This is a genomic window from Streptomyces sp. NPDC015220, from assembly GCF_043079345.1.
Taxonomy (GTDB): domain Bacteria; phylum Actinomycetota; class Actinomycetes; order Streptomycetales; family Streptomycetaceae; genus Streptomyces.
In genome coordinates this window covers 45383-70714 of sequence record NZ_JBIBUK010000020.1, presented here as the reverse complement: position 1 = coordinate 70714, position 25332 = coordinate 45383, and the positions used below count along the sequence as shown (strand labels likewise).

22 protein-coding genes are annotated in these 25332 nt (G+C 73.6%); 14 read left to right on the top strand and 8 right to left on the bottom strand.

All coding sequences use genetic code 11. The annotated features are described in order from the left end of the window. Positions 1 to 225: 225 nt before the first annotated feature. Both ACF061_RS30000 and ACF061_RS29995 read left to right on the top strand, forming a co-directional pair. A complete protein-coding gene (locus ACF061_RS30000; RefSeq protein WP_392270132.1) occupies positions 226 to 699 on the top strand; it encodes a DUF5709 domain-containing protein in 474 nt (157 codons plus the stop codon). A 69-nt stretch (positions 700 to 768) separates the two neighbouring features. After that, positions 769 to 1047 carry a type B 50S ribosomal protein L31 gene (locus tag ACF061_RS29995; protein WP_392270131.1) on the top strand — a complete coding sequence of 93 codons (279 nt, stop codon included), beginning with the start codon at positions 769 to 771 and terminating at the stop codon, positions 1045 to 1047. Positions 1048 to 1136: 89 nt separating this feature from the next. Here ACF061_RS29995 and ACF061_RS29990 read toward each other — a convergent pair whose 3' ends face one another. Further along, a complete protein-coding gene (locus tag ACF061_RS29990; protein WP_392270130.1) occupies positions 1137 to 1931 on the bottom strand; it encodes a metal-dependent hydrolase in 795 nt (264 codons plus the stop codon). 145 nt (positions 1932 to 2076) lie between these two features. On the opposite strand from ACF061_RS29990, the gene ACF061_RS29985 reads away from it, so the two are divergent. Continuing rightward, positions 2077 to 4590 (top strand): DEAD/DEAH box helicase, encoded by a 2514-nt coding sequence (locus tag ACF061_RS29985; RefSeq protein ID WP_392270129.1) that lies wholly within the window; start codon positions 2077 to 2079, stop codon positions 4588 to 4590. Positions 4591 to 4609: 19 nt separating this feature from the next. Next, entirely contained in the window at positions 4610 to 5479 is an 870-nt protein-coding gene (locus ACF061_RS29980) for an acyl-CoA thioesterase (RefSeq protein WP_392270128.1), read from the top strand. Positions 5480 to 5651: 172 nt separating this feature from the next. Here the strand turns inward: ACF061_RS29980 and ACF061_RS29975 are convergent, their stop codons facing one another. Next, positions 5652 to 6065 (bottom strand): roadblock/LC7 domain-containing protein, encoded by a 414-nt coding sequence (locus ACF061_RS29975; RefSeq protein WP_392270127.1) that lies wholly within the window; start codon positions 6063 to 6065, stop codon positions 5652 to 5654. 92 nt (positions 6066 to 6157) lie between these two features. Between ACF061_RS29975 and ACF061_RS29970 the strand changes: the two genes are divergently transcribed. Beyond that, positions 6158 to 6586, top strand: coding sequence for a PPOX class F420-dependent oxidoreductase (locus ACF061_RS29970; protein WP_392270126.1), 429 nt, complete (start codon positions 6158 to 6160; stop codon positions 6584 to 6586). 297 nt (positions 6587 to 6883) lie between these two features. Then, positions 6884 to 7483: a class I SAM-dependent methyltransferase gene (locus ACF061_RS29965; protein WP_392270125.1), complete on the top strand. Its 600-nt coding sequence runs from the start codon at positions 6884 to 6886 to the stop codon at positions 7481 to 7483. 33 nt (positions 7484 to 7516) lie between these two features. Here ACF061_RS29965 and ACF061_RS29960 read toward each other — a convergent pair whose 3' ends face one another. Beyond that, positions 7517 to 8272, bottom strand: a complete 756-nt coding sequence (locus ACF061_RS29960) for an alpha/beta fold hydrolase (protein WP_392270124.1) — start codon at positions 8270 to 8272, stop codon at positions 7517 to 7519. 125 nt (positions 8273 to 8397) lie between these two features. On the opposite strand from ACF061_RS29960, the gene ACF061_RS29955 reads away from it, so the two are divergent. After that, on the top strand, positions 8398 to 8931 hold the full coding sequence (locus ACF061_RS29955) for a PadR family transcriptional regulator (RefSeq protein WP_392270123.1): 534 nt from the start codon (positions 8398 to 8400) through the stop codon (positions 8929 to 8931). Here the strand turns inward: ACF061_RS29955 and ACF061_RS29950 are convergent. Further along, a complete protein-coding gene (locus ACF061_RS29950; RefSeq protein WP_392270194.1) occupies positions 8908 to 9816 on the bottom strand; it encodes an oxygenase MpaB family protein in 909 nt (302 codons plus the stop codon). The genes ACF061_RS29955 and ACF061_RS29950 overlap by 24 nt on opposite strands. A 324-nt stretch (positions 9817 to 10140) precedes the next feature. On the opposite strand from ACF061_RS29950, the gene ACF061_RS29945 reads away from it, so the two are divergent. Beyond that, positions 10141 to 11067 (top strand): hypothetical protein, encoded by a 927-nt coding sequence (locus tag ACF061_RS29945; RefSeq protein WP_392270122.1) that lies wholly within the window; start codon positions 10141 to 10143, stop codon positions 11065 to 11067. A 177-nt stretch (positions 11068 to 11244) separates the two neighbouring features. Next, the gene (locus ACF061_RS29940; RefSeq protein ID WP_392270121.1) at positions 11245 to 12633 is read left to right on the top strand and encodes a tannase/feruloyl esterase family alpha/beta hydrolase; all 1389 of its coding nucleotides are present in this window, start codon (positions 11245 to 11247) and stop codon (positions 12631 to 12633) included. A gap of 3 nt (positions 12634 to 12636) precedes the next feature. On the opposite strand, the gene ACF061_RS29935 is transcribed toward ACF061_RS29940, so the two are convergent. Next, positions 12637 to 12819, bottom strand: a complete 183-nt coding sequence (locus tag ACF061_RS29935) for a hypothetical protein (protein ID WP_073943599.1) — start codon at positions 12817 to 12819, stop codon at positions 12637 to 12639. 194 nt (positions 12820 to 13013) lie between these two features. Next, the gene (locus ACF061_RS29930; protein WP_392270120.1) at positions 13014 to 14069 is read right to left on the bottom strand and encodes a fatty acid desaturase family protein; all 1056 of its coding nucleotides are present in this window, start codon (positions 14067 to 14069) and stop codon (positions 13014 to 13016) included. Between the two features lie 597 nt (positions 14070 to 14666). Here ACF061_RS29930 and ACF061_RS29925 point away from each other — a divergent pair. After that, positions 14667 to 16037 carry an esterase-like activity of phytase family protein gene (locus ACF061_RS29925; protein WP_392270119.1) on the top strand — a complete coding sequence of 457 codons (1371 nt, stop codon included), beginning with the start codon at positions 14667 to 14669 and terminating at the stop codon, positions 16035 to 16037. 57 nt (positions 16038 to 16094) lie between these two features. On the opposite strand, the gene xylA is transcribed toward ACF061_RS29925, so the two are convergent. Next, positions 16095 to 17261: a xylose isomerase gene (gene xylA / locus ACF061_RS29920; protein ID WP_392270118.1), complete on the bottom strand. Its 1167-nt coding sequence runs from the start codon at positions 17259 to 17261 to the stop codon at positions 16095 to 16097. A 179-nt stretch (positions 17262 to 17440) separates the two neighbouring features. Here xylA and xylB point away from each other — a divergent pair, with 179 nt between their 5' ends. The 4 genes from xylB to ACF061_RS29900 all read left to right on the top strand — a co-directional run bounded on the left by xylB (position 17441) and on the right by ACF061_RS29900 (position 22084). After that, entirely contained in the window at positions 17441 to 18886 is a 1446-nt protein-coding gene (gene xylB, locus ACF061_RS29915; protein WP_392270117.1) for a xylulokinase, read from the top strand. A 79-nt stretch (positions 18887 to 18965) separates the two neighbouring features. Then, entirely contained in the window at positions 18966 to 20174 is a 1209-nt protein-coding gene (locus ACF061_RS29910; protein WP_392270116.1) for an ROK family protein, read from the top strand. A gap of 321 nt (positions 20175 to 20495) precedes the next feature. Beyond that, the gene (locus ACF061_RS29905) at positions 20496 to 21095 is read left to right on the top strand and encodes an N-acetylmuramoyl-L-alanine amidase (RefSeq protein ID WP_392270115.1); all 600 of its coding nucleotides are present in this window, start codon (positions 20496 to 20498) and stop codon (positions 21093 to 21095) included. Between the two features lie 491 nt (positions 21096 to 21586). Further along, the gene (locus ACF061_RS29900) at positions 21587 to 22084 is read left to right on the top strand and encodes a potassium channel family protein (RefSeq protein WP_392270114.1); all 498 of its coding nucleotides are present in this window, start codon (positions 21587 to 21589) and stop codon (positions 22082 to 22084) included. Between the two features lie 44 nt (positions 22085 to 22128). Here the strand turns inward: ACF061_RS29900 and ACF061_RS29895 are convergent, their stop codons facing one another. Further along, positions 22129 to 24849, bottom strand: coding sequence for a LuxR C-terminal-related transcriptional regulator (locus tag ACF061_RS29895; protein ID WP_392270193.1), 2721 nt, complete (start codon positions 24847 to 24849; stop codon positions 22129 to 22131). Positions 24850 to 25332 lie beyond the last annotated feature (483 nt).

Below are 25332 nucleotides of genomic sequence, written 5' to 3'. Positions count from 1 at the left end.
CGGGGACCGCGGGGCCCGGTGGGCGGTGGACGGTGTGCGGGCGGCTCGCCCCCTCCGTGCCGTTGCGCGGTGCCGAACAGGGGTGGAAGGCTGGAAAGCGGCAGCGGCTCGGGGAGCGCCCGGGAACCGTGCGGTTCGCGCCGGACGACAGCCGTGCCCAGCGCACCGGCGGCCGGCCGTCGGCCGCGGTGAGACCGGGCCCGTCCCCACCATCTGGAGGTATCCGTGGACAGCGCCGACGGTTGGGGAGACGACGTCTACCAGCCCGACGACGACTCCGAGATCAAGGAGGACACCGGAGTCCTCGACTCGGAGGACACACTGGAGTACGACGGTGTCGAGGATCCCCTGGACCGTGGCTGGTCCCCTCCGGAGCGGCCGTGGGCAGTGGAGCACACCGGTGTGACCGCTGCGGAGCGCAGGCAGGGCGAGAGCCTGGACCAGCGCCTCGCCGAGGAACGGCCCGACCTGACCGCACCCGACGGCGACGGGATCGGCGACTGTGAGGGCGGCGACGGGGAACTCCTGGACAACGAGGTCGGCGCGGCCCGCTCCGGCCGGCTCGTCGCCCCCGACGAGGGCGCGCACGAGGACGAGGAGAGCGCGCTGGTCGCCACGGACGTGGGCATCGACGGCGCCGCGGCCTCGGCCGAGGAGGCCGCGATGCACGTCGTCGACGAGGACACCCTCTACAGCTGACCGGGCCGTCACGGCCGACCGGGCGACCTGCCCGCCGCCGCCTCCGCCACCGCCGTACGAGGAGCACCCATGCAGCAGGACAAGCACCCCGAGTACCGGCCCGTGGTCTTCCGCGACCGCTCCGCCGGTTACGCCTTCCTCACCCGGTCCACCGCCACCAGCGACCAGCACATCGAGTGGGACGACGGTCGGACGTACCCGGTCGTGGACGTGGAGATCTCCTCGGAGAGCCACCCCTTCTACACCGGCAAGGCCCGCACGGTGGACTCCGAGGGCCGCGTCGCCCGGTTCGAGCGGCGCTACGGCGGCGGAACGGGGCAGGGGTCCGGCGGTGACGCGCCGGCCTGACCCGCCGCCCGGGCGTCGGCCGGGGTCCGGGCCGGTCACCCGGCGGCCGCACGAGCACGGCTTCCTGCGGGCCCCGCCGAACGGGCGCCTCAGATGAAGTTCAGCGCGGCGGCGCAGCCGACTCCGCCGAGCACCATGAACACCGGCATCAGCACCTTGAGCTCGACCCAGCTGCCCGCGCGGAACCGCATGGCCTTCGGGGGGCCGATGGGGTACCAGCGCTTGCGGCCCACCGGTATCGGCCACAGGATCGGGCAGCCGGAAACCGTCAGCGCGTCCCCGATGTCGTGCACCAGCGCTCCGAGCACGATCGGCAGGCCCAGCCACAGGTACTCCTGGCCCGGCGCCGTGAACAGCCAGTCCGAGCCCTTGCCCGGCTCGTCCAGGATCCCGGCGAGGATCCAGGCGCTGGTCGCGGCCAGCAGCCACACCAGGATGTCGCTGCTCGACCCCCTGGCCGCCCGCCACAGCAGGCCCTCGATGGCCAGCACCATGTGCGCGAAGAGGATCGCGAGCACCGCCCAGCGGCCCCCGGTGATCGCCGCGGCGGACGCCCCCGCACCGATCAGCACCGCCCACAGCCAGGTGTGCGTCAGGGTCCGGTGGCCGCCGGAGCGGCGCGGGTCGCCCTTCTTGCGGGTCGCCTTGTAGACGGCGTAGGAGAGCTTGTCGACGATCTCGCAGAGCCACCGTGAGAGCGGTCCGAAGGCGTGCGAGATGGTGGCGGCCTTGTGGTCCAGGTCGGGGGCGAGCGCGGCCCCGGCGCAGATCAGCGCACCGACCAGCAGGACCGGCCAGGGCATCGGATGCCCGGCCGCCGCGGTCGCGGCTCCGACGCCGAGCCAGGCGGCCGCGCCCGACAGTGAGTGTGCTGGTCCCATCATGGCCGTTCCCCGCCCCATTCCTCGTGTGCCGCTGTCCAGTTGGCCAGGCGCGCTGATCCCGTGCCGGCGACACAGCGTAGCGGCCGTGATCTTCACTCCGGCATCCGATTCCCGTCCCGGCCGGAGGGCCAGGCAAGATGGGTGCGTGACCCTCATCGATCAGTTGCCGCCGACCGCCGACCCCGACGCCCTGTACGAAGCCTTCGAGTCGTGGGCCCAGGAGCGGGGGCTCACGCTCTACCCCCACCAGGAGGAGGCGCTGATCGAGGCGGTCTCCGGTGCGAACGTGATCGTCTCTACGCCCACCGGTTCCGGCAAGAGCATGATCGCCGCGGGCGCGCACTTCGCCGCGCTGGCCCGGGACGAGGTCACCTTCTACACGGCGCCGATCAAGGCACTGGTGTCGGAGAAGTTCTTCGAGCTGTGCAAGCTGTTCGGCACCGAGAACGTCGGCATGCTCACCGGCGACGCCTCGGTGAACGCCGACGCTCCGGTCATCTGCTGCACCGCCGAGGTGCTGGCGTCGATCGCGCTGCGCGACGGCAAGGACGCCGACGTCGGTCAGGTCGTCATGGACGAGTTCCACTTCTACGCGGAGCCGGACCGCGGCTGGGCCTGGCAGATCCCGCTGCTGGAACTGCCCCAGGCGCAGTTCGTCCTGATGTCGGCGACGCTCGGCGACGTCTCCTTCTTCGAGAAGGACCTGACCCGCCGCACCGGCCGTCCCACCGCGGTGGTCCGCTCGGCGACCCGCCCGGTCCCGCTGTCCTACGAGTACCGGCGCACCCCGCTCACGGAGACGCTCACCGATCTGCTGCAGGCGCGGCAGGCGCCGGTGTACATCGTGCACTTCACGCAGGCCCAGGCCGTGGAGCGGGCGCAGGCGCTGATGAGCATCAACATGTGCTCGCGCGAGGAGAAGGAGCAGATCGCGGAGCTGATCGGCAACTTCCGCTTCACCACCAAGTTCGGCCGTAACCTCTCCCGCTACGTGCGGCACGGCATCGGCGTGCACCACGCCGGCATGCTGCCCAAGTACCGGCGCCTGGTGGAAAAGCTCGCGCAGGCCGGTCTGCTGAAGGTGATCTGCGGCACGGACACGCTCGGAGTCGGTGTCAACGTCCCGATCCGCACGGTGCTGTTCACGGCGCTGACCAAGTACGACGGCAGCCGGGTGCGCACCCTGCGCGCCCGGGAGTTCCACCAGATCGCCGGCCGGGCGGGCCGCGCGGGCTTCGACACGGAGGGCTTCGTCGTCGCCCAGGCTCCCGAGCACGTCATCGAGAACGAGAAGGCGCTCGCCAAGGCGGGCGACGATCCGAAGAAGCGCCGCAAGGTCGTCCGCAAGAAGGCGCCGGAGGGATTCGTCGCCTGGTCGGACAGCACCTTCGACAAGCTCATCGCGTCCGAGCCGGAGCCGCTGACGTCCCGCTTCCGGGTCACGCACACGATGCTGCTGTCGGTGATCGCCCGTCCGGGCAACGCCTTCGAGGCCATGCGCCGTCTGCTGGAGGACAACCACGAGCCGCGCAGGCAGCAGTTGCGGCACATCCGGCGGGCGATCGCCATCTACCGCTCGCTGCTGGACGGCGGCATCGTCGAGAAGCTCGACCGGCCGGACGCCGAGGGGCGCATCGTGCGTCTCACGGTCGACCTCCAGCAGGACTTCGCGCTCAACCAGCCGCTGTCCACCTTCGCGCTGGCCGCGTTCGAGCTGCTGGATCCCGAGTCGCCTTCCTACGCGCTGGACATGGTGTCCGTGGTGGAGTCCACGCTGGACGACCCGCGGCAGATCCTGGTCGCCCAGCAGAACAAGGCGCGCGGCGAGGCCGTGGCCGCGATGAAGGCGGACGGCGTCGAGTACGAGGAGCGCATGGAACGCCTCCAGGACGTCACCTACCCCAAGCCGCTTCAGGAGCTGCTCTTCCACGCGTACAACACGTACCGCAAGAGCCACCCGTGGGTGGGCGACCATCCGCTGTCGCCGAAGTCCGTGATCCGCGACATGTACGAGCGGGCCATGTCCTTCACGGAGCTGGTCTCCTTCTACGAGCTGGCCCGCACCGAGGGCATTGTGCTGCGCTACCTGGCCAGCGCCTACAAGGCCCTTGAGCACACGGTCCCGGACGATCTGAAGTCCGAGGACCTGCAGGATCTGATCGCCTGGCTCGGGGAGATGGTGCGTCAGGTCGACTCCAGTCTGCTGGACGAGTGGGAGCAGCTGGCCAATCCGGAGGAGATGACCGCCGAGGAGGCGCAGGAGAAGGCCGACCAGGTGAAGCCGGTCACCTCCAACGCGCGGGCCTTCCGTGTCCTGGTCCGCAACGCCATGTTCCGTCGTGCCGAACTCGCCGCCCTCGACCAGCTGGAGGAGCTGGGCGAGATGGACGCCGAGTCCGGCTGGGACGCCGAGGCGTGGGGCGAGGCGATGGACAGGTACTGGGAGGAGTACGAGGACCTGGGCACCGGTCCCGACGCCCGCGGGCCCAAGCTGCTGGTGATCAATGAGGAGCCGGAGCACGGGCTGTGGCGCGTGCGGCAGATCTTCGACGACCCCAGTGGCGACCACGACTGGGGCATCAGCGCGGAGGTCGACCTCGCCGCGTCCGACGCCGAGGGCCGCGCGATCATCCGTGTGACCGCCGTCGGACAGCTGTGAGCACAGGAGAATCCCACTGATGACGAACCCGGCCGAAAGACTCGTCGACCTGCTGGACCTGGAGCAGATCGAGGTCAACATATTCCGTGGCCGCAGCCCGCAGGAGTCCCTGCAGAGGGTCTTCGGCGGGCAGGTGGCGGGCCAGGCGCTGGTCGCCGCCGGCCGCACCACGGACGGCGAGCGCCCGGTGCACTCGCTGCACGCGTACTTCCTGCGCCCCGGACGCCCCGGGGTGCCCATCGTGTACCAGGTCGAACGGGTGCGTGACGGCCGGTCCTTCACGACGCGCCGGGTCACCGCGGTGCAGCAGGGCCGCACGATCTTCAATCTCACCGCCTCCTTCCACAAGCCTGAACAGGGAGGTTTCGAGCATCAGTTGCCGCCGGCCCGCGAGGTCCCGGCCCCTGAGTCCCTGCCGACGGTCGCCGAGGAGATCAGGGAGCACCTGGGCGCGCTGCCCGAGCAACTGGAGCGCATGGCACGCCGCCAGCCCTTCGACATCCGCTACGCGGACCGGCTGCGCTGGACCGCCGAGGAGGTGCGGGACGCCGAGCCGCGCAGCGCCGTGTGGATGCGCGCGGTGGGACCGCTGGGCGACGACCCGCTGGTGCACACCTGCGCGCTCACCTACGCCAGCGACATGACCCTGCTGGACGCGGTGCGCCTTCCGGTGGAACCGCTGTGGGGACCGCGGGGGTTCGACATGGCGTCACTCGACCACGCCATGTGGTTCCACCGCCCCTTCCGGGCGGACGAGTGGTTCCTGTACGACCAGGAGTCGCCGATCGCGATCGGTGGCCGGGGGCTGGCCCGCGGGCGCATCTACGACACGGAGGGGCGTCTGCTGGTGTCGGTCGTTCAGGAAGGACTGTTCCGACCGGTGCGGTGACCGGTCCGCGCCGCAGGTCCGTTCGTCGGCCGTATGGTGTCGCCGAACATGTCCGCCCCCCGTGGAGTCCGTGGCTCGCGCCGTCCGCGTTCACCCGCCAAAACCGTAGCCGGTGTCGAGGATCTCGGCGCGAGCCTGTGGAAAACTCCGAAGACGGCAGCGAACCCGCTGGTCAGAGGTTTGTTGATGAGGCGCCCCCGGGGCGGCGGGCGTCCACGTCGAGGTGCTCGCCGACCCGGTTCACCAGCAGGGTCATCTCGTAGGCGATCTGGCCGATGTCGGCCTCCGCGCCGCTGAGGACGCACAGGCAGCTGCCCGCGCCCGCGGCCGTGACGAACAGGACGGCGTCGTCGAACTCGACCATGGTCTGGCGCACCGAGCCCGCCCCGAAGTGCCGTCCCGATCCCTTGGCCAGGCTGTGCAGTCCGGACGAGACGGCGGCGAGGTGCTCCGCGTCCTCGCGTCGCAGCCCCGTGCTCGCCCCCGTGACCAGCCCGTCGTTCGACAGCACCAGGGCGTGCCGTACGTCTTCCACCCGCTCGGTCAGGTCGTCGAGCAACCAGCCGAGTGTCTGGTTCTGCGCCATGCTGTGGTCCCCCTGTGGTCTCCTCCCCCGTGACCGGAGGATTCCCTGCCAGCCTTCCCCACCGCCGCCGTGGCGGCAAGCAGGATGGGTGCATGGCACAGAACATGACCGATGAGGAATGGCGGGCGTTCGTCTCGCACGGCACGCGCACCGGCAAGCTGTCGACCGTGCGGGCCGACGGAAGCCCGCACATCGCGCCGATCTGGTTCCTGCTCGACGGGGACGACGTGGTGTTCAACACCGGCGAGGAGACCGTCAAGGGACGGAACCTGGCGCGTGACGGCCGGGTCGCCCTGTGTGTGGACGACGACCGGCCGCCGTTCGCCTTCGTGGTGCTGCAGGGTCGCGCCCGGGTGTCCGAGGACCTCGCCGAGGTCCGGCACTGGGCCAGCCGGATCGGTGCCCGGTACATGGGCGAGGAGCGCGCCGAGGAGTTCGGGGCCCGCAACGGCGTCCCTGGCGAGCTCCTGGTCCGGGTGGCGGTCGACAAGGTGGTGGCGGTCCGGGGTGTCGCGGGCTGAGGAGCCGCGTCGGCGGGCTCCTGGCCCGCTACCCGTTCGCGGCCGTGTCCGGCCCACCGGGCCGAGCGGCCGGGCGGACGCGCCGCCCGGCCGCTCGACGAGCGGATCAGCGCCTCCTGGCCCGGGTCGCGATTCGGGGCGTCGCGGGGGACCGCGGTGCTGCCCGGTCGGGACCGAGCGCGCGCGAAAGGGCGCTCGCCCCGTGCGCTCGGGCACCCGGGAAACGGTCGACGGCCGCCACCGACGGAATGCGGCGGTGGCCTGCGGCGCCCGGTCCGATGGGAGATCATGCGGGACATGAGCGAGGACCACACCCACGTCCAGGAGTTCTTCTCCGCGCGGGCCGCCGACTGGGACAGCAGGTTCCCGGACGACGGCCCCGCCTACGCTGCGGCGGTCGCCGGGCTCGGACTGCGCGAGGGCGACCGGGTGCTCGACGCGGGCTGCGGCACCGGGCGCGCCCTGCCGCCACTGCGCTCGGCCGTGGGCGCGTCGGGTGTCGTCGTGGGCGTCGATCTCACCCCCGCCATGCTGGAGGCCGCCGTCCGGGCCGGCCGGGACCGGGACGGGCGGCTGCTGCTCGCCGACGCCGGCGCCCTGCCGCTGAGATCCCGGTCGGTCGACGCCGTGTTCGCCGCCGGACTCGTCGCGCATCTGCCGCATCCCGCCGAGAACCTGCGGGAGTTGTGGCGCGTGGTGCGGCACGGTGGCACGCTGGCGCTGTTCCACCCGATCGGCCGGGCGGCACTGGCGGCACGGCAAGGGCGGCGGATCACACCGGACGACCTGCGCGCCGAACCCAACCTCCGGCCGCTGCTGGCCGCCGCCGGGTGGCGTATGACGTCGTACACCGACGAGGACGCCCGCTTCCTGGCGCTGGCGGTGCGGGAGGACTGACGACGGCGGCGCCGCCGGGTCCCGGGCGTGTGCTCACAGCGCCCCGGCGACGGCTGCGGCGAACACTTCCGGGTTGTCGAACATGATGTTGTGAGCTGCTCCGGGGACGGTCACGACACGCACGCCGGCCGCCTCGAGGCCACTGCTGTCCGGCAGTTCACCGCTGAGCTCGCCCTGCAGGAAGAGGCGGTCGACGGTGAGTCCTTCGAGGATGCTGCGCATCGTGGGGTCCGTACCGCGCCGGAGCCCCACCGCGCTGCGGTGCAGGGCGCGTGGATCGGCCAGCCGCATGGTCGCCGCCCACACCGGCCCGACGTCCCGCAGCACGCGCGCGCAGGCGCCGTCGACGAACGCCTCCTCGTCGAAGGAGGCGATGCCGCTGCTGCCCGCCGTGACCGGGGGGTGCGGGTCGAGATTGGCCTCCGCGAGGACCAGCCGGGAGACCAGGTCGGGTCTGCGGTGGGCGAGCACGATGGCGACCGCGCCGCCCATGCTGTGCGCGATCAGCTCGGAGCCGGTCAGCGCCGCCGCGTCCAGCGCGGCGGCCAGGGCGTCCGCGTGGTCCTCCAGGGTGTAGCCGAAGTCTGCGGGCCGGTCGCTGATGCCGTGTCCGGGCAGATCGACGAAGAGGCTGTGCCGGCCCGCGAGTTCGGGTCGGGCCGCGATGTGCGCGTGATACACGGACGAGACCGAGCCCAGACCGTGGACGTAGACCCGCGCGGGTCGCGCACCGGGCACCTCCGTCCAGCGGATCCGGCTGCCCCGGCCGTCGAACTCGGCCTCTCTCACGTCACCCTCCCTGTTGTCACCGCCGCCCTTGTCAGCAGCCACCGGAGCATACCTCGTAAGCGATGTATTACTGAAGCGATGTACGAAGGAGGCGATGTACCACGCGGGTAGGAGAGAATGCGGGCATGCTGGAGCTGGCGATCCTCGGTTTCCTTCACGACACCCCGCTGCACGGGTACGAGCTGCGCAAACGCATCACCGCGCTGACGGGACACGTGCGGCCCGTCGCCGAGAGCACGCTCTACCCGGCGATCAAACGGCTGGAACGGGCGGGCCTGCTCGAACGGGCCACGGAGCCGGGGGCGGTGGCGGCACCGCGGCACGTCCTCACGCTCACCGAGGACGGCCGGCGCGAGCTTCTGCGGCGGCTCGCCGAGCCGGCGCAGCGGGACATCACCGACGAGAACCGCTGGTTCACCGTTCTGGCCTTCCTCCGCCATCTGGCCGACCCCGCCGCCCAGGCGGCCGTGCTGCGGCGCAGACTGGCCTTTCTCAAGACGCCGTCGAGCTTCTTCTACGAGGGCGACCGACCCCTGCGCGCCGAGGAGCTGGACGACCCCTTCCGGCGTGGCGTCCTCACCGTCGCACGAGCCACGACGCAGGCGGAACTCAGCTGGCTGCGCGCCACGGTCGAGTCACTGGACGGCCTCGCCCGCTGAAGCGCCGCCGGCCCCCCGCACGGGGCAGCCCCGAAGACCGGGGACCGGACGGGTGCCGAGATCGGCCACCCGGTAGCCGCTCGGGTAGCTCCTGATCTCCCGGTTCTGCCGCGCGAAGTGCGGGGCGCGGCGCGGTGGCAGCAGGCGCACCGCCCGGCCCCGGGCACGCACGGCGCGGCGCACGAGCGCACGGGTGAGGGCGGCCGGGGGCTCGTAGCGGAAGGCCCTCAGCAGGGGCTCGTCGAGCAGGGCGAGGGTGGCGCCGCGCAGGAGGGGCGCCAGGGGGCGCGGGTACCAGGAGGCCATCAGTTCGAGCGTGGCGTCGGAGACCTTCCTGGACCGCTCGTCCCAGCCGAAGTGCAGCTCCTCGTAGGCGTCGAGAAGGGCCTCGAACTCCTCGTACGTCTCGGGGACGTCCTTGATGCCCAGGTGCCGGCCGAGCGTGCGGTAGTGGACTGCGGACGCCACGACCTCGTGTTGGGAGAGCCTGCGCCACCCGTAGGCGTCGATCCACCGTCTGGGCACCACCACGAACGTGCAGAGCACGTAGCGCATGTCGTCGTCGCTGATGTCGTAGCGGCGGTGCATCTGGTTGATGCGCCGGATCGCCGTGCGGCCGGCCTCGCTGCCGAAGCCGTGCTCGACGACGGTGTCGAGGAGCAACGAGGTGTCGTCGTAGCGCTTCTGCGTGCGGTCGGTCAGCTCCGCGGTCGCGGCGAGCAGGCGGCCGATGCTCGGGACGGCGTACGTCCGGTAGAGGGCCAGCTCCAGGGCTCGGGTGGTGTCCCAGGGGAACTCGTAGGCGGCGCTGAGCCGGTAGATCTCCGAGGCGTCCGCCACCGGATCCATGCGACGGATCCGCTCGAGCCGCTCGAACCGCTTCAGCACGTCGCGCCCCCTCTACCGGCAAGGCCCCAACTGTACGTCGCGCGACGGCGGACGCACGGTCGGCGTGGCGAACGCGTTCGCGTGTTCGACGGGCTCCGCACTCCCTTCACCGGGTTCCCCGAGCGAAAGGATTCGCCGCGGACGGCACGGCGTCGCCGGGCTCCCGGCCGCCCGCGCGTCCGGGAAGCCAGGGACGCGTGACAGCCGTTTCGCCCCTGTCCGAATGGAGAACCGCAGGTCCCGATGGTCACGGCAGTCGTGACAACCGCCTCGGCCCGCACTAGGGTGCGCGCCGTTGGACGAACCGATGGGGAGGCTGGGATGGCCGGGACGGACGAGGAAGCCGTCGCCGCCGCGGACGACGCGCTCTATGTGCTCACTGCGGTACTGATGACACCGGCGCAGTTCCCGAGTGTGCTGGGCGACGACTACCCGGAGGCCTGCGCCGCGCTCGGGCTGGCACCGCTCGCCGACGGGTACGGCCTGGTGCTCGGGCAGGACGGTGCCGGGGCCCGGTGGACGGTCGCCGTCGACGACGTGTCGCTCGTCGCCGTCGCCATCGCCTCCTGGGACTGCGGCATGGAGTACGAACTGTCGCCCGACGAGCGGACGGTCGTCGCCGCCCTGCCGGGCTGGCCGCTCTCCGTCGCCGTGGCGGCCCCCGGCGTGCCCGCTCCCCACGACCCGGACCCGCGGACCGCCGACGGACCCCCGCTGTCGCCACCGGACACCAGTGTCTGGGGGCCGGCCCAGCGGCGGCTGGGCGCCGACGAGATCGCGCGGCAGTGGACGGTGTGGCGGGACCAGATCGACGACGCCGTCTTCGCACCCTGGAGCGAGCGGCACGGGGCACCCGGTACGGGCGGGAGCCCGGAGGGCGGCGCGGCGGACACCGGGGCGGGGAGCGAGCCGAGCCCCGCGCCGAGCCCCGGGCCGGGCGACGGCTCGCCGGACTCGCCCGGCGGGAGCACGGCGCCCTTGCGCCGCGGGGTCCGGCGCGCCCTGGCGGAGGCCCGCGCGTACGTGGACTCACCGCCGCCGCCGGGTCGCGTCCGGTCCTCCTTCGCCCCGGGCGACGCGCGGACCCTGCGCGCCGACGGGCCGGGGTGGTCGATGGTGGCCCGCACCGACGACATCGCCTTCGTGCTCCTGGACGAGGAGCCCGGCGAAGTCGTGCCGGTCGGCCGGGGCCCGGAACTGCCCGGCCTGCTCGACGCCCTCGACAAGCTGGCGGTACGCCCGAGCTGACCGGCGTTCCCGTATGGCGAGCCGCGGTCAACACATGTCTTCGTCCCCCATGCCGTATCAGAGATCCATATGGCGCCACCCCATGGAGGTCGTAAGGACGGACCAGCACGATGGGGCAGCTCCGGGCTCCTTCGCCCCGCGCTGTCGTCACCGTCCCGTCGTGCCCTGGAGGCCGTCATGCGTCTGTTCCGAGGTGTGCCACTCGTCACCGCAGTCCTGTTGACCGGAGCCGTCGCGTGGCCGGCGCCCGCGGCGGCCACGGCCCGCGCCGGCGGGCACTGCGCGCACCAGGAACGGGTGCGGGTGCCGGGCGCGGCCTTCGAGCAGACCGCGTGTCTTCCCGACCTGACCACCACGGGGCTGGCCGGGACCCCGTACACGGACCCGGCCGACCAGGCAGGGCTCACCGCCCGGGCCACCCGTACGCCCTCCGGAGTGCCGGGGATCCAGATCGACGGCTACTTCCCGGACTCCTCGCACTTCAACACCACGCACGGCTGGCAGCACGACGCGCAGTTCGTGATCCGGCTGCCGGACCACTGGAACGGCGGCCTGGTGGTCACGGGCGCACCCGGCACGCGCAAGCAGTACTCCACGGACAAGGCCGTCTCGGACCAGGTGCTGGCGCGGGGGTACGCCTACGCCGCCACCGACAAGGGCAACAGCTCGGCCGACTTCTACCGCGACGGCGCCCGGCCCGGCGACGCGGTCGCCGAGTGGAACGCCCGGACCACCCAGCTCACCCGGGCCGCCAAACGCGCGGTCGCCCAGCGCTACGGGCGCGCTCCACGCCGGACGTACATGACCGGCGTCTCCAACGGCGGCTACCTCACCCGCTGGCAGCTGGAGCACCACCCGGAGCTGTACGACGGCGGCGTGGACTGGGAAGGCACCCTGTGGACGGCGGACGGCCCCAACCTGCTCACCTCGCTGCCCGCGGCGGTGGCACGGAGTCTGGGCTCGGCCGACGACGCGGACCTGTACGCGGTGGGCTTCGCGCGTGGCTCGGAGTTCCTCTGGCCGTACCACGCGCAGGCGTACTGGGGTGTGACGCAGAAGACCTACCGCGCCGAGTTCGACCCGGACTACGACCCGGCCTGCCCGGGAACGTCCGCCGGAAGCACGGTCCAGCAGATCCTGGCTCCGTGCGCCTCGGACGCGGCGTACGACTACGCCTCCCGGCCCGGATCCGTCCACCGTGCGGTGGGCCGTGTCGCGCTGACCGGGCGGATCGGCCGGCCGCTGATCACCCTGCACGGCGACCTGGACACGCTGCTGCCCGAGGCGGCGGACTCGGACGTGTACGCCCGCATGATAGACGCGAGCGGACGCGGCGGGCTGCACCGGTACTACACGATCCAGGGCGGCACGCACGTGGACGGGCTGTACGACACGTTCCCCGACCGGCTCAGGCCGATCCTCCCCTGCTACCGGGCGGCGTTCGACGCGCTCGTGGCGTGGGTGGAGGACGGCGTACGGCCGCCCGCGGACCACACCGTCGGCAGGCCCGCGAGCGGTGACGTCGTCGACTCCTGCTCCCTGGCCCCGGGCGCGCCGGGCCGGTAGGCGTCAGCGGCCGAGTTCCTTGCGGGTGACGCGGCGCAGCCGACGTCGCTGCGAGGGGTCCAGCGCGAGGTAGGCGGCGGCCGGGACTCCCAGGACTATCAGGAGCGCGGCCCACCAGGGCAGCCAGATCAGCAGGATCAGGCCGGCCGCCACACCTCCGGCGGCGATCTTCGCGTTCTTCGACATCTGTCGCCTCCTTCGCGGCCACTGCCGCTCTCTGTCGTGAAAACGGCCCCGCCTCGCCGGCGGTTCCGGGCCGCGCCCCTGAGACTTCCCGGAGCCGGTCCCCTACGGGTCCCGCCCACGGATCGCGGCGGGCGTCGCGCCCGAAGGCCGGGCGACGTCCACCGCGCGGGAGGGCCGGGCGACACCCGCCGCGTCTAACGCGTCCTGAGCGGCTCCCCCACCTCGTGCAGGTGCCGCAGGGCCTGCCGGTAGGAGTCGACGAGGCCGGTCTCCGCATAGGGGACGCCCAGTTCGCGGCAGTGGGCACGCACCAGCGGCTGGGCGAGCCGCAGATGGGGGCGGGGCATGCTCGGGAAGAGGTGGTGCTCGATCTGGTAGTTGAGGCCGCCGAGGAACCAGTCCGTCAGGGCCCCGCCCCGGATGTTGCGGGAGGTGAGCACCTGACGGCGCAGGTGTCCCCAGTGGTCGCCGTCCGGGTCGGGCATCTCCATCCCCTTGTGGTTGGGCGCGAAGGCGAGGCCCAGGTGAAGGCCGAACAGCGCCTGGTGGAGGGCGGCGAACGCCAGGGCCCTGCCGGGCGACAGGACGGTGATCAGCAATCCGGCGTAGGCCGCGACATGGGCCACGAGCAGCGCGCCCTCCACCAGCCGCGCGCGGGGAGGCTGCCGGCGCAGGTCCCGGAAGCTGTGCACCTTGAGGGCGACTCCCTCCAGAAGGGTGAGCGGGAAGAACAGCCAGGCCTGGTTGCGGGTGAGCCAGCGGCGCAGACCCCGCCGTTGGCCTGCCTGCCCACTGGAGAACACCAGTACGTCCGCGGCCACGTCGGGGTCCTTGTCGACGTGGTTCGGGTTGGCGTGATGCCGGTTGTGCTTCGCGTTCCACCACGAGTAGCCGAGGCCGAGGAGCAGATTGCCGTGCACCAGCCCGATGAGCCGGCCAAGGCCCTTGTCGCCGGTGATCTGCGCATGACCGGCGTCATGGCCTATGAACGCGGTACGGGCGAAGAGCACGGCGAGCGGCACCGCCAGGAGCAGCGCCCACCAGGAGTCGCCGACCGCGACGAGCCCGGTGACGACGGCGGCCAGGGCCAGCGCGTTGCCCGCGATGACACGGGCGTACCAGGCGTTCCGCCGTCCCAGGAGACCCCGGTCCTTGACCGTGCGCAGCAGGGGTGCGAACTCGCTGCCGGCGGACGTACCGCCGGTCCTTGCTCGGGATCCGTCCAGGACGGCTGCGGCAGGTTGGGGCATGGCGGGTCTCCGGCTCTCTCGGCAACGGCCTGACCTGAGGAAACGTACGGATCGGGGCCGTGTGCCGACCATGGCGCCAGCACCCGGGCGGGTACGGGGGCCAGCCCCGCGCGCGGCAGGGGGGTTGACGGCACCCGTAAGGGTGCGGTGGCCCCCATCACCGCCGCGCCGTTGTCGGCCGGCCGCCGTCGCGTTGTACCCACGGCGACTCCGACCGGTGGCCGAGCCGGCCGCACCGGACGGTGTGGGCGCGGCACGGGCCCATGCCGCCGGACGTCCGCCGGCTAGGCCGCCGCCCCCGCCCGCGGGGCCCGGCGCGCCGCCCTCCCCCGGCACGGGGACGGCCCCGGGCGCCGGTTCGGGCGTGCCGGAGTCGCCGGCCGGGCCGGGGGGCCGCCGTGGCGGCGCACCACTGTCCCGCCGAGGCGTCGGGGGGCGGCTCCGGCGACCGCTCGACGGATCGGTACCCGTCCGGCGGCGGGAGCGGCCACAGGCCGACGGGCGGCGGTCGCCCGGCATTCACCCGCCCGTCTCCGGCCGTTGCCCACGGGGTCCGACCCTGACCCCTGTCAGCGCACTTGTCTCCCAGGAGGCCCGATGTCCTCGCACGCCGCCGACCGGCGCCGCGTCAACCGTTCCCTCGCGGCCGGCCTTCCGCTCGCCCTGCTCGCCGCCGTCACGGCGGCGGGCCCGGCGGCGGCCGCCCCTGCCGGGAGTGACGGCCCCGGAGCGGCCCCCGCCCGCAGCGCGCACGTCACCCGCACCGCGACGCTCGGCGACATACCGCTGGGCGCGTTCAGCAACGCGCTGCTGCCCGGCACCGTGGCCGACGACCGGGGTGTGGACCTCGGGGGCATCGGCAGCGACCTCTACCCGGCGGGGCGCGAGGGCGAGTTCTGGACGGTCACCGACCGCGGGCCAAACGGCCAGATCAAGGTGGGCGGGACCAAGCGCCGCACCTTCCCGGTGCCGGGCTTCGACCCGGCGATCGTGCGGATCCGGGTGTCCGGCGAGACGGTGCGGGTGCTGGAGGCGATCCCCCTGACCACGTCCTCCGGCAAGCCCGTCACCGGCCTGCCCGACCAGGCGGGGCGCGACGAGGCGCCGTACTCCTACGACGCGTCGACGCCGTTGTCCTACGACCCGGACGGTCTGGACACGGAGGGCATCGTGCGGGCGGCGGACGGCACCTTCTGGCTGGTGGACGAGTATGGCCCCTCGCTCGTGCACGTGTCCGCGCACGGGAAGGTGCTCACGCGCTACGTGCCCAAGGGGCTCGGTCTGACCGGCGCCGGCTACCCCGTCGTGGAGGCGCTGCCCTCCGTCCTGCTGCACCGGAAGATCAACCGGGGTTTCGAAGGGCTCGCCCAACTGCCCGGCGGTGATCTGGTGATGGCCCTGCAGAGCCCCCTGTCCCTGCCCGACGCGGACGCGGGGAACACCTCCCGCACGACCCGGCTGCTGCGTTTCTCGCCGCGCGAGCGGGCGGTCACCGCCGAGTACGCGTACCGCTTCGACCCGGTGGGCGTGGTCGATCCGGGCGAGGACGACACCTCCGAGCTGAAGATCTCCTCCGTGGTCGCCGTGGGACGGGACCGGCTGCTGGTCGAGGAGCGCACCGACAAGGCGGCGCGGCTGCAACTGGTGCGGCTGGAGCGCTCCGCGGACATCCTCGGTGACCGCTGGGACGACGCCACCGCCTCCCCGTCGCTGGAGCAGTTCGACGACCCCGCCGCCGCGGGTGTGCCGGTGCTCGCCAAGCGGCTGGTCGTCGACCTGGGCGCCGTGAAGGGGGTGCCGGGGAAGATCGAGGGCGTCGCGCTCGTGGACGACCGCACGCTCGCCCTGATCAACGACAACGACTTCGGGATGACGGACGGCCCGGGCGCGTTCGACGCACGGGGCCGGCTGGTCGACAGCGGAGTGGAGACGACGGTGACCTACGTGCGGTTGCCGCACCGCGTCTGACCGGCCGGACGCGGGCGGGGGACGCGCGCGCGTGTCCCCCGCCCCCGTTTCCCGGTGTCAGCCCCGCGCTCCCAGCAGGTGGTCCATCGCCAGCTGGTCCAGGCGCTCGAAGGCCATCCCGCGCGCGGCGGCCGCGTCGACGTCGAAGTCCTCGAAGGCGGAGCTGTCCGCGAGCAGTGCCCGCAGGCCGTCCGCCGCCGTGGGCTGCGCCAGCTGGTCGAGCCGGGAGGCGCGCAGGGCCTCCTGGACCTCCGGGTCGGCGCGGAAGGCCGCGGCGCGCTCCTTGAGGATGAGGTAGTTGCGCATGCAGCCGGCCGCCGAGGCCCACACGCCGTCCAGGTCCTCCGTCCGCGGCGGCTTGAAGTCGAAGTGCCGCGGGCCGTCGTAGCCCGCGCTCTCCAGCAGGTCGACCAGCCAGAAGGCGGCACGCAGGTCACCGGCGCCGAAGCGCAGGTCCTGGTCGTACTTGATGCCGGACTGGCCGTTGAGGTCGATGTGGAAGAGCTTGCCCGCCCACAGGGCCTGGGCGATGCCGTGCGGGAAGTTGAGCCCGGCCATCTGCTCGTGGCCCACCTCGGGGTTCACGCCGTACAGCTCCGGGCGCTCGAGGCGCTCGATGAACGCCAGCGCGTGACCGACGGTGGGCAGCAGGATGTCGCCGCGCGGCTCGTTCGGCTTGGGCTCGATGGCGAAGCGGATGTCGTAGCCCTGGGCGGTGACGTACTCGCCGAGGAGGTCGAACGCCTCCTTCATGCGGTCCAGTGCTGCCCGCACGTCCTTGGCGGCGCCTGACTCGGCGCCCTCGCGGCCGCCCCAGGCCACGTACGTCTTCGCGCCCAGCTCGGCCGCCAGGTCGATGTTGCGGATCGTCTTGCGCAGCGCGTAGCGGCGCACGTCGCGGTCGTTGGCGGTGAAGGCGCCGTCCTTGAAGACGGGGTGCGTGAAGAGGTTGGTGGTGGCCATCGGCACGGTCAGGCCGGTCGCGTCGAGCGCCTCCCGGAAGCGCTTGACGTGCGACTCGCGCTCGGTGTCGGAGGACCCGAAGGGGATCAGGTCGTCGTCGTGGAAGGTCACTCCGTGGGCGCCCAGTTCGGCCAGGCGCCGTACCGTCTCGACCGGGTCGAGGGCGCGGCGCGTGGCGTCGCCGAACGGGTCCCGTCCCTGCCAGCCGACGGTCCACAGGCCGAAGGTGAACCTGTCCTCGGGGGTGGGCTGGTAGTTCATGCCGCGGCTCCTTGCTCGCTTGCGACTATTTCGTCATGGCGATTTACAAATTAGTATGCCGACGCGTCCCTGGGAAGGGACAGACGGGTCCGCCCTGGGTCCAACCCCGGCGGCCGGACCCGCGAAGTCGAGACAACCGCAGGTCAGCCGCGGTGAGCCGCGAAGAAGAGGGAGTGCCGATGTCAGCAGCCGAGGGTCCGCTCGTCGTCGGTGTGGACTCGTCCACCCAGTCCACCAAGGTGCTCGTCGTCGACGCGGCCACCGGCCGGGTCGTGACGAGCGGCCAGGCGCCGCACACGGTCTCCGGTGGGGCCGGCCGCGAGAGCGACCCCCGCCAGTGGTGGGACGCCCTGGGCGCGGCGCTGCACCAGTGCGGCGAGGCCGCCCGCGAGGCCGCCGCCGTGTCGGTCGCCGGGCAGCAGCACGGGCTCGTCACCCTGGACGCCCAGGGCGACCCGGTACGGCCGGCGCTGCTCTGGAACGACGTGCGTTCGGCGCCGCAGGCCCGCAGGCTGGTGGCGGAACTGGGCGGCGCGAAGACCTGGGCGGAGCGCACGGGCAGCGTGCCGGGCGCCTCCTTCACGGTCACGAAATGGGCCTGGCTCGCCGAGAACGAACCGGAGGCGGCCCGGTCGGTGGCGGCGGTGCGCCTCCCGCACGACTACCTCACCGAGCGGCTGACCGGCCAGGGCACCACCGACCGGGGTGACGCCTCGGGGACGGGCTGGTGGGCGTCGGCGAGCGGGACGTACGACGAGGACATCCTCTCCGGCGTCGGTCTCGACCCGGCGCTGCTGCCCCGGGTGGTGCGGCCCGGTGAGGTGGCGGGAACCGTGCGCGACGGCCATGACCTGCCCTTCACACGGGGCACCCTGGTCGCTCCCGGCACCGGCGACAACGCCGCCGCCGCGCTCGGCCTCGGGCTGCGCCCCGGCACGCCGGTCCTGAGCCTCGGCACGTCCGGCACGGTGTACGCGGTGTCCGAGCACCGACCCGCCGACCCCTCCGGCACCGTCGCGGGCTTCGCGGACGCCCGCGGCGACTGGCTGCCGCTGGCCTGCACCCTCAACTGCACGCTCGCCGTCGACCGGGTCGCCGCCCTGCTCGGCCGCGACCGGGAGGACGTGGAGCCGGGCGGCACCGTCACCCTGCTCCCCTACCTGGACGGCGAGCGCACCCCGAACCTCCCTGACGCCTCCGGGCTGCTGCACGGACTGCGCCACGACACGACCGCCGGGCAACTGCTGCAGGCGGCCTACGACGGTGCCGTCCACTCGCTGCTCGGCGCCCTGGACCTGGTCCTCGACCAGGACGCCGACCGCACCACCCCCCTGCTGCTGATCGGCGGCGGCGCCCGGGGCACGGCCTGGCAGCAGACGGTACGGAGGCTGTCGGGACGCCCGGTGCAGGTGCCCCGGGCCGGGGAACTGGTCGCACTGGGCGCCGCGGCGCAGGCGGCGGGCCTGCTGACCGGCGAGGACCCGGCCGCGGTCGCCCGCCGCTGGGGGACGGCCGACGGACCGGTGCTGGAGGCCGGGGAACGGGACGAGGCGACGCTGACCAGGATCTCCGGGGTACTCTCCGACGCGGCCCCGCTGCTGGAGCGGGGAGCGGAGACCCGCTGACGGAAACCGGCGGGCACCCGCTGACGGACCCGGCCGGCGGGCACCCGCCGGCCGGACACCGACCGAGGACGACGGAGGCATGACCGCACCGCTGCACGAGCCCCACCCGGCCGGCCCCGGCCGCGCGCTGCCCGACACCCAGCAGGGCATGCGCCGCCGCAACCTGGCCCGGGTCATGCACACCGTCAGCGCCGAGGGCCCCTTGTCGAGGGCGGCGGTCGCCTCGCGCATCGGGCTGACCCGTGCGGCGGTCTCGACCCTCGTCGACGAACTCATCCGCACGGGACTCCTCGAGGAACTGGGGCCCGAGCGGCCCGGCCGGGTGGGCCGTCCCGGTTCGGCGCTCGCCGTCAGCGGGCGCGGGCCCGCCGGGATCGGCGCCGAGGTCGGCGTCGATCACCTGGCGGCCTGCGTGGTCGACCTGCGGGGTGAGGTACGGGCGCGAGCGGTGCGGCACGGCACGAACCGGGGGCGCTCCCCCGAGCCGGTGGCCGAGGACCTCACGGCGCTGATATCCCAGGTCGTGGCCGAGGCGGAACGGCAGGGCCTGTGGCCCGCCGGTCTCGCCGTCGCCGTGCCCGGCCTGGTCGCGCGGGACGGCCGTACGGTCGTCCGGGCCCCCAACCTCGACTGGCGGGACACGGATCTCGGTGCCCTGCTGCCGGACGGGTTCGCCCTGAGCGTGGACAACGAGGCCAACTTCGGCGCCCTGGCGGAACTCTGGCTGGGCGAGGGCACACCACCCGACTTCCTGCACGTGTCGGCGGAGATCGGCATCGGCGCCGCCGTGGTCGTCGACGGCCGGCTGCTGCGCGGGACGCGCGGCTTCGCGGGCGAGCTGGGCCATGTGCCGGTCGAACCGGAGGGGCCCGCCTGCCCCTGCGGCGGCCGCGGCTGCCTGGAGCAGTACGCGGGCGAGGAGGCCGTGCTGCGCGCGGCCGGCCTGGAACCGGGCGGGGGCCGGGTCGGGCTCCTCGCCACCCGCGCCGCCGAGGGCGACGAGCGCGTACGGCGGGCCCTGCGCGACGCCGGTACCGCGCTCGGCGTCGCCCTGACCGGCGCGGTCAACCTGCTCGATCCCGAAGCCGTCGTGCTCGGCGGCGCGCTGGCCGGACTCGCGCCCTGGCTGCTGCCGTCGCTGGAGGCCGAACTGGCCCGGCGCACCGCGGGGCCGGCCTGTCCGGTGTCCGTCTCCCGGCTGGGCCCCGAGGGCCCGCTGCTGGGCGCCGCGCACTCGGTGGTGCGCGCCGTCCTCGACGACCCGGCCGCGGTGGCCGAACGCGCCTGACCCGGACTCACCTCACCCGTCCGAGTGGCCGAGTTGTCCACAACCCGCCCCGCGTCCACCGAACGCCGCCGGGCCCTTCTGCCCGGCCCATGAGCGCCGTACCGTGATTCACGCGAGCGCCGGCCACGGGCCCAGGACGGCGACACGCGGCACGGGCGGCCGTATCACCGCGACCCGCCCGTACGACACGACACCCCGCCACACGCGTGCGGCCGAGCTCCCCGAGGAGCGGCCGGCCGTGCGCGAGACTCACCGCGACCGACGGGACGTCCCCACGTACACGAGCACCTCTCAGGTTCCCCACGAGAAAGGTCACCGCCCATGAACCGGGCCGGACCACCGCCCAGCAGACGGCGGATCCTCAAGGGCGCAGCCCTCGCCGCCGTCCCCTACTCGTTACTCCCCGCCGCGCGCGCCGGCGCCCTGCCCCAGGGGGTCGACTATCCGCCCGCCGAGTGGCAGCCGGCGAGCGGTTCCAACTACACGGTCTCCGACCGGCCCAGCAGTTACTCCCTCGACCGGGTGGTCATCCACGTCACCCAGGAGTCGTACGCCGACACGCTGGCCATCTTCCAGAACTCGCAGAAGAAGGTGTCCGCTCACTACGTCGTCCGGTCCGCGGACGGGCACGTCGCGCAGTGCGTGCGCGAGTCGGACATCGCCTGGCACGCGGGGAACTGGGACTACAACACGCACAGCATCGGCATCGAGCACGAGGGATGGGTGGACCAGCCCGCCTACTTCACCGACGCCATGTACGCGCAGTCGGCCGGACTCACCGCGGCGGTCTGCGACCGGTACGGGATCCCCAAGGACCGGGCGCACATCATCGGGCACTACGAGGTGCCCGGCACGGACCACACCGATCCCGGCCCGAACTGGGACTGGGTCCGCTACATAAGGATGGTCAACTTCTCCTGACGGCAGGCGGCCGGGACGTCGGCCCGCGCACCCGGCGCGGGCGGCACCGGGTCCTCGACTCGAGCCGCGGGCGCGCCGGCCGGGACGCGGAGCGTACGCCGACCGCCGCGGCCCCGGCTCGGTCCGGACCGCTCCGCACGCGGGCCGCACCGGCTCCCGAAGGGGCGGCGGAGGCGCGCTCACGCACCGCGCCGGGCACCGGAGCGGGCCCCGGCCGGGACCGCCGTGGCGGGCGGTCACCCCCGGCCGCGGTGATCCGGCCGCGTCCATGACGGGTGATCCGGTCGCGCCGCTGCCACGATGATGCGGGGTCGGGCCCGCACGGATCGGCCGCCGTGTCCGTGCACCCGCTGCCCGGCGGTTCGCGGAGCGCGGAACGGAAGAGGCACCAGATGAGCGATTCAGCGGCTCGCCGCACGGGGCGCGCCGGTTCGGGACGGCGCCCGTCCAAGACGGGTCGACGGCCGCGTGCGCCGCGGTGGGCGGCCGTCGTGGCGCTCACCCGCACCCTCCTGGTCACGGTGGGCTCCGTGACCGCGTACTACCTGCTGCCCCTGGAGGGACACGGCACGGTCCGGGCGTCGGTCGTGCTGGCCTGCGGGCTGGCGGCGGTCGCGGTGCTGTTCGGATGGGAGGTGCTGGTCATCACGCGTTCGCCCTACCCCCGTCTCAGGGCGGTCGAGGCCCTGGCCGCCACCCTGCCGCTCTTCCTGCTGCTGTTCGCCAGCGCCTACTTCCTGTTGGGCCAGTCCGCTCCCGGCTCCTTCAACGAGCGTCTGACCAGGACGGACGCCTTGTACTTCGCCCTCACCACGTTCACCACCGTCGGATACGGCGACATCACGGCGCTGTCCGAGACGGGGCGCGTGCTGACCATGTTCCAGATGCTGGGCGGGCTGCTGCTGGTGGGCGTCGCCGCGCGCGTCCTGACCGGGGCGATCGAGGCGGGGCTGCGACGCAGGCCGCACGGGGACCGCCCGCCCGAGTAGGACGGGCGCCGCCGGCCGTCCCGGCGTCACCGCCGCACACGCGCTCACAGGAGGCGGAGTTCCCGCGCCCGGCGGACCGCGTCGTTGCGGCGGTTCACGCCGAGTTTCCGGTACGCGCTCTTGAGGTGCGTCTTCACCGTGTTGACCGACACGAACAGATCCGCGGCGATCTCCTCGGTCGACATCGCCCGGGCCAGCCGCCGCAGCACGTCGCGCTCACGTCCGCTCAGCGCCTCGACGACCGGCGGCGCGGCCGCCCCGGGATCGGATCGGCGTCGTGCGCCGGGCCGTGGCGCGAGCCAGTCCAGGTCCATTCGGTGCGCCGCGTCCGTGTCCAGCACACGCTGGACCCACGGGCCCGCCTCGGCGAAGGGACGCCGCAGCCGCTCCCGCCGGGCTTCGCTGACGGCTCGGTGGGCCAGCCGGCGCGCGGCGGCGTGGTCGCCCGTGCGGTCCGCCGCCTGGGCCCGGGCGAGCATGACCCGGACGGTCACCGCGGGACCGTCTTGCTCCCCTGCGGTGAGGCCGTCGAGCAGTTCGACGGCCTCGGCGACGTTGCCCGCCGCGAGCTGGGCCCGGGCGGCGGCCGCGGCACAGGCGGCCCGCCGGCACACGGCGTCCGCCACCACCTTCGCGGCGGTCTCCGGCCGGCCCTCGGCGAGGTGGGCGGCTGAGGCGAGCAGCGCGAGGTGGTCCTCCAGCCACGGTGACGCCACGACCGCGGGAACGACCGACTCGGCGGTCTCCAGGGCCGCCCGAACCTGTCCGAGGGCGAGCTGGAGGTTTCCCCGGACGATGACGCGTCCGGCCGCCGTCACCGGGTCCGGTGGCCCGGTCCGCTCCGTCCCGGTCCGGGCCAGCAGGGTCCGTGCCTGGTCGAGTTCGTCACGCTCCACGGCGACCGCCGCCAGGACCAGGCGGGCGAGCTCGGACCCCGTAGCCCCGGAGAGGCTGAACCGTTCCGCCTCCGCGAGCGCGGCCAGGGCCTCGCCCTTCGCACGTGCGGGCCAGCCGTCCAGCCAATCGATGAGGGCCAGCAGGCTCAGGGACTCCGCCCTCGGCAGCGCCGTCGAGGCGCCCGCGCCACCGGCCGCGGCCGCGTACAGGGCCGTGCGGGCGTCGGCGAAACGCCCCGCCCACAGCCGGACCGAGCCCAGCTGGGTCTGGAGCAGGTCCTCGAGTTCGGGGTGCCTGTCCAGAAGTCCGGACGGGACCTCCCGCCGGAGCCTTCGTGCCGTCTCCGCCGCGTGCTCGGCCCGGCCGGGTGCTCCGGCGAGCCGCGCGACGAGGACGTCCAGCAGGGCACAGCTCAGCCGTCCCGTCACCGGGTCCGGCGCGCTTCCGCCGCGCGCGGCCCGCTCCCGCCCGACCGGCTCCCACCCGATCCGGTCGAGCTCGCGCCGGGCGTGTTCCAGATGGGCCCCGGCACGGCCCGGGTCACGGCCGGTCAGCTCGCGGGCCGCACGCACGAGCTCGGCCTCCGGGCCGCTCGCCTCCGAGGTCATCCGCGAGAAGAGCTCGTCCAGGCCGTCGGAGCGGGGGCCGGTGAAGAACCGCCCGATCGCGAGGTCGTCGACCAGCGCACGGGCGGTGAACTCCCAGTCGCCCGCGGCGGCGCCGTGGGCGAGGGTCTCGGACAGGGGTCCGTGGTGCCGCAGCCATCCGGCGGCCCTGCGGTGCAACTCGGTCTCCAGGCCGGGGGACCGCGCTCTCAGGTGCGCGCCGAGGATCTCCGCGAACAGCGGATGCAGGCGGTACCACGAGTGCCCGAGGTGTTCCACGAACGCGTTCGCGCGGTCCAGGCCGGCCAGCAGGGGCCCGGCGTCCCGGCGGCCGGTGAGCGCGTCGGCCAGGTCGGGACAGAACCGGTCCAGGACGCTGACGCGCAACAACAGGTCCTGGGTCTCCTCCGGCTGACGCCTGAGCACTTCGGCGAGCAGGAAGTCGGCGATCGCGCTCTGGCCGGCCTCGAACTCCCTCAGACAGGTCTCGGGGTGGCCGCTCTGCCGCGCGGCCAGAGCGGCGAGCCGCAGACCGGCCGCCCATCCCCGGGTGCGTTCGACGAGCGCGCGGGCGTCGGCGTCGGCCAGGCGCAGGCCGTGCGACTCCAGGAGGGTCGCCGCCTCGTCCGGGGTGAAGGCCAGTTCGGCGTCCCTGATCTCGGTCAGGGAGCCCTCGGCCCGGTAGCGGTGCAGGGGCAGCATGGGTTCGGTACGGGTCACGAGAACCAGGTGCAGCCCCGGTCCGGCGTGGTGCAGTACGAAGCCGAGCTGTTCCGCGATCTCGGGGGCGGTGACGCGGTCGTACTCGTCCAGGACGACGACCAGCGGCCGGTCGCGGCCGCTGAGCCGCGCGGCCAGCCGGACGAGCAGACGGTGGTCGACCGAGCCCGCGTCGGCCGGGCAGCCGACGCCCCGGATCTCCCGCACACCGCAGGCGCGCAGGGACTCCAGCAGGTAGGACCAGAAGACGCCCGGCGCCTGGTCGGGAGCCTCGTCGGTCAGCCACGCCACCGGCAGACGCAGATGGGCCGCCCAGTCGGCGACCAACAGGGTCTTGCCCGCGCCCGCGCACCCGTCGACCAGCGTCAGGGGTGTGCGGAGCCCCTGGTCGAGGTGCCGGGTCAGACGCGTCCGGCGCAGGAAGGTGGCGGGCCGTTCCGGGACCGCGAACCGGGTGCGCAGGAAAGGATCTCCCAGGGGATCGAGACCCGTCGCCGGACCGGGGTCGTTGTCACCGGATGCGGGCACCGCGCTCACCACCACTGTCCGTACCACTGTCCGTCAGGCCATGGGCTGCGCTCTCCTCCCGTCAGGATCCCAGTGTTCGTTCCCGCCCGCGCGTCGCGGACGGGACGCGGGAGCTCCGTGGTCACGGAGAGCCGGTGGCCCGGTCCACCGTCGGGAGCGGCCGGCCGCCTCCCCCGGTCCACGCGCGGCCTCGGGCCCGCCCGCGCCCACGGCCGCGCGAGCCGACGACCGGGCACGCTCACGACCGGGCACGCTCACGACCGGGCACGCTCACGACCGGGCACGCTCACGGCCGGACACCCACTGCCGGACGCCCACGGCCGCTCGCACCGAGGACCCGGCGCCCCACACACGGCCGCGCACCCCGATCAGCGGATGCCCCAGCCGCGCACGCCGACGACCGGACGACGTAGCGCCCGCCGGACGCGTTCGGCGCTGCACATGCGCCGTACCTGCGGCTGGAGCACGCTGGAAGCGCGCCCCCGGCCACGGGCCGGA

Coding starts and splice junctions, on each gene's coding strand:
- ACF061_RS29910 (WP_392270116.1), top strand. CDS start 18,966: ATGACCGCACCGCTGCACGAGCCCCACCCGGCCGGCCCCGGCCGCGCG.
- ACF061_RS29940 (WP_392270121.1), top strand. CDS start 11,245: ATGCGTCTGTTCCGAGGTGTGCCACTCGTCACCGCAGTCCTGTTGACC.
- xylB (WP_392270117.1), top strand. CDS start 17,441: ATGTCAGCAGCCGAGGGTCCGCTCGTCGTCGGTGTGGACTCGTCCACC.
- ACF061_RS29905 (WP_392270115.1), top strand. CDS start 20,496: ATGAACCGGGCCGGACCACCGCCCAGCAGACGGCGGATCCTCAAGGGC.
- ACF061_RS29970 (WP_392270126.1), top strand. CDS start 6,158: ATGGCACAGAACATGACCGATGAGGAATGGCGGGCGTTCGTCTCGCAC.
- ACF061_RS29995 (WP_392270131.1), top strand. CDS start 769: ATGCAGCAGGACAAGCACCCCGAGTACCGGCCCGTGGTCTTCCGCGAC.
- ACF061_RS29980 (WP_392270128.1), top strand. CDS start 4,610: ATGACGAACCCGGCCGAAAGACTCGTCGACCTGCTGGACCTGGAGCAG.
- ACF061_RS29965 (WP_392270125.1), top strand. CDS start 6,884: ATGAGCGAGGACCACACCCACGTCCAGGAGTTCTTCTCCGCGCGGGCC.
- ACF061_RS29955 (WP_392270123.1), top strand. CDS start 8,398: ATGCTGGAGCTGGCGATCCTCGGTTTCCTTCACGACACCCCGCTGCAC.
- ACF061_RS29925 (WP_392270119.1), top strand. CDS start 14,667: ATGTCCTCGCACGCCGCCGACCGGCGCCGCGTCAACCGTTCCCTCGCG.
- ACF061_RS29945 (WP_392270122.1), top strand. CDS start 10,141: ATGGCCGGGACGGACGAGGAAGCCGTCGCCGCCGCGGACGACGCGCTC.
- ACF061_RS29990 (WP_392270130.1), bottom strand. CDS start 1,931: ATGATGGGACCAGCACACTCACTGTCGGGCGCGGCCGCCTGGCTCGGC.
- xylA (WP_392270118.1), bottom strand. CDS start 17,261: ATGAACTACCAGCCCACCCCCGAGGACAGGTTCACCTTCGGCCTGTGG.
- ACF061_RS29975 (WP_392270127.1), bottom strand. CDS start 6,065: ATGGCGCAGAACCAGACACTCGGCTGGTTGCTCGACGACCTGACCGAG.
- ACF061_RS29930 (WP_392270120.1), bottom strand. CDS start 14,069: ATGCCCCAACCTGCCGCAGCCGTCCTGGACGGATCCCGAGCAAGGACC.
- ACF061_RS29935 (WP_073943599.1), bottom strand. CDS start 12,819: ATGTCGAAGAACGCGAAGATCGCCGCCGGAGGTGTGGCGGCCGGCCTG.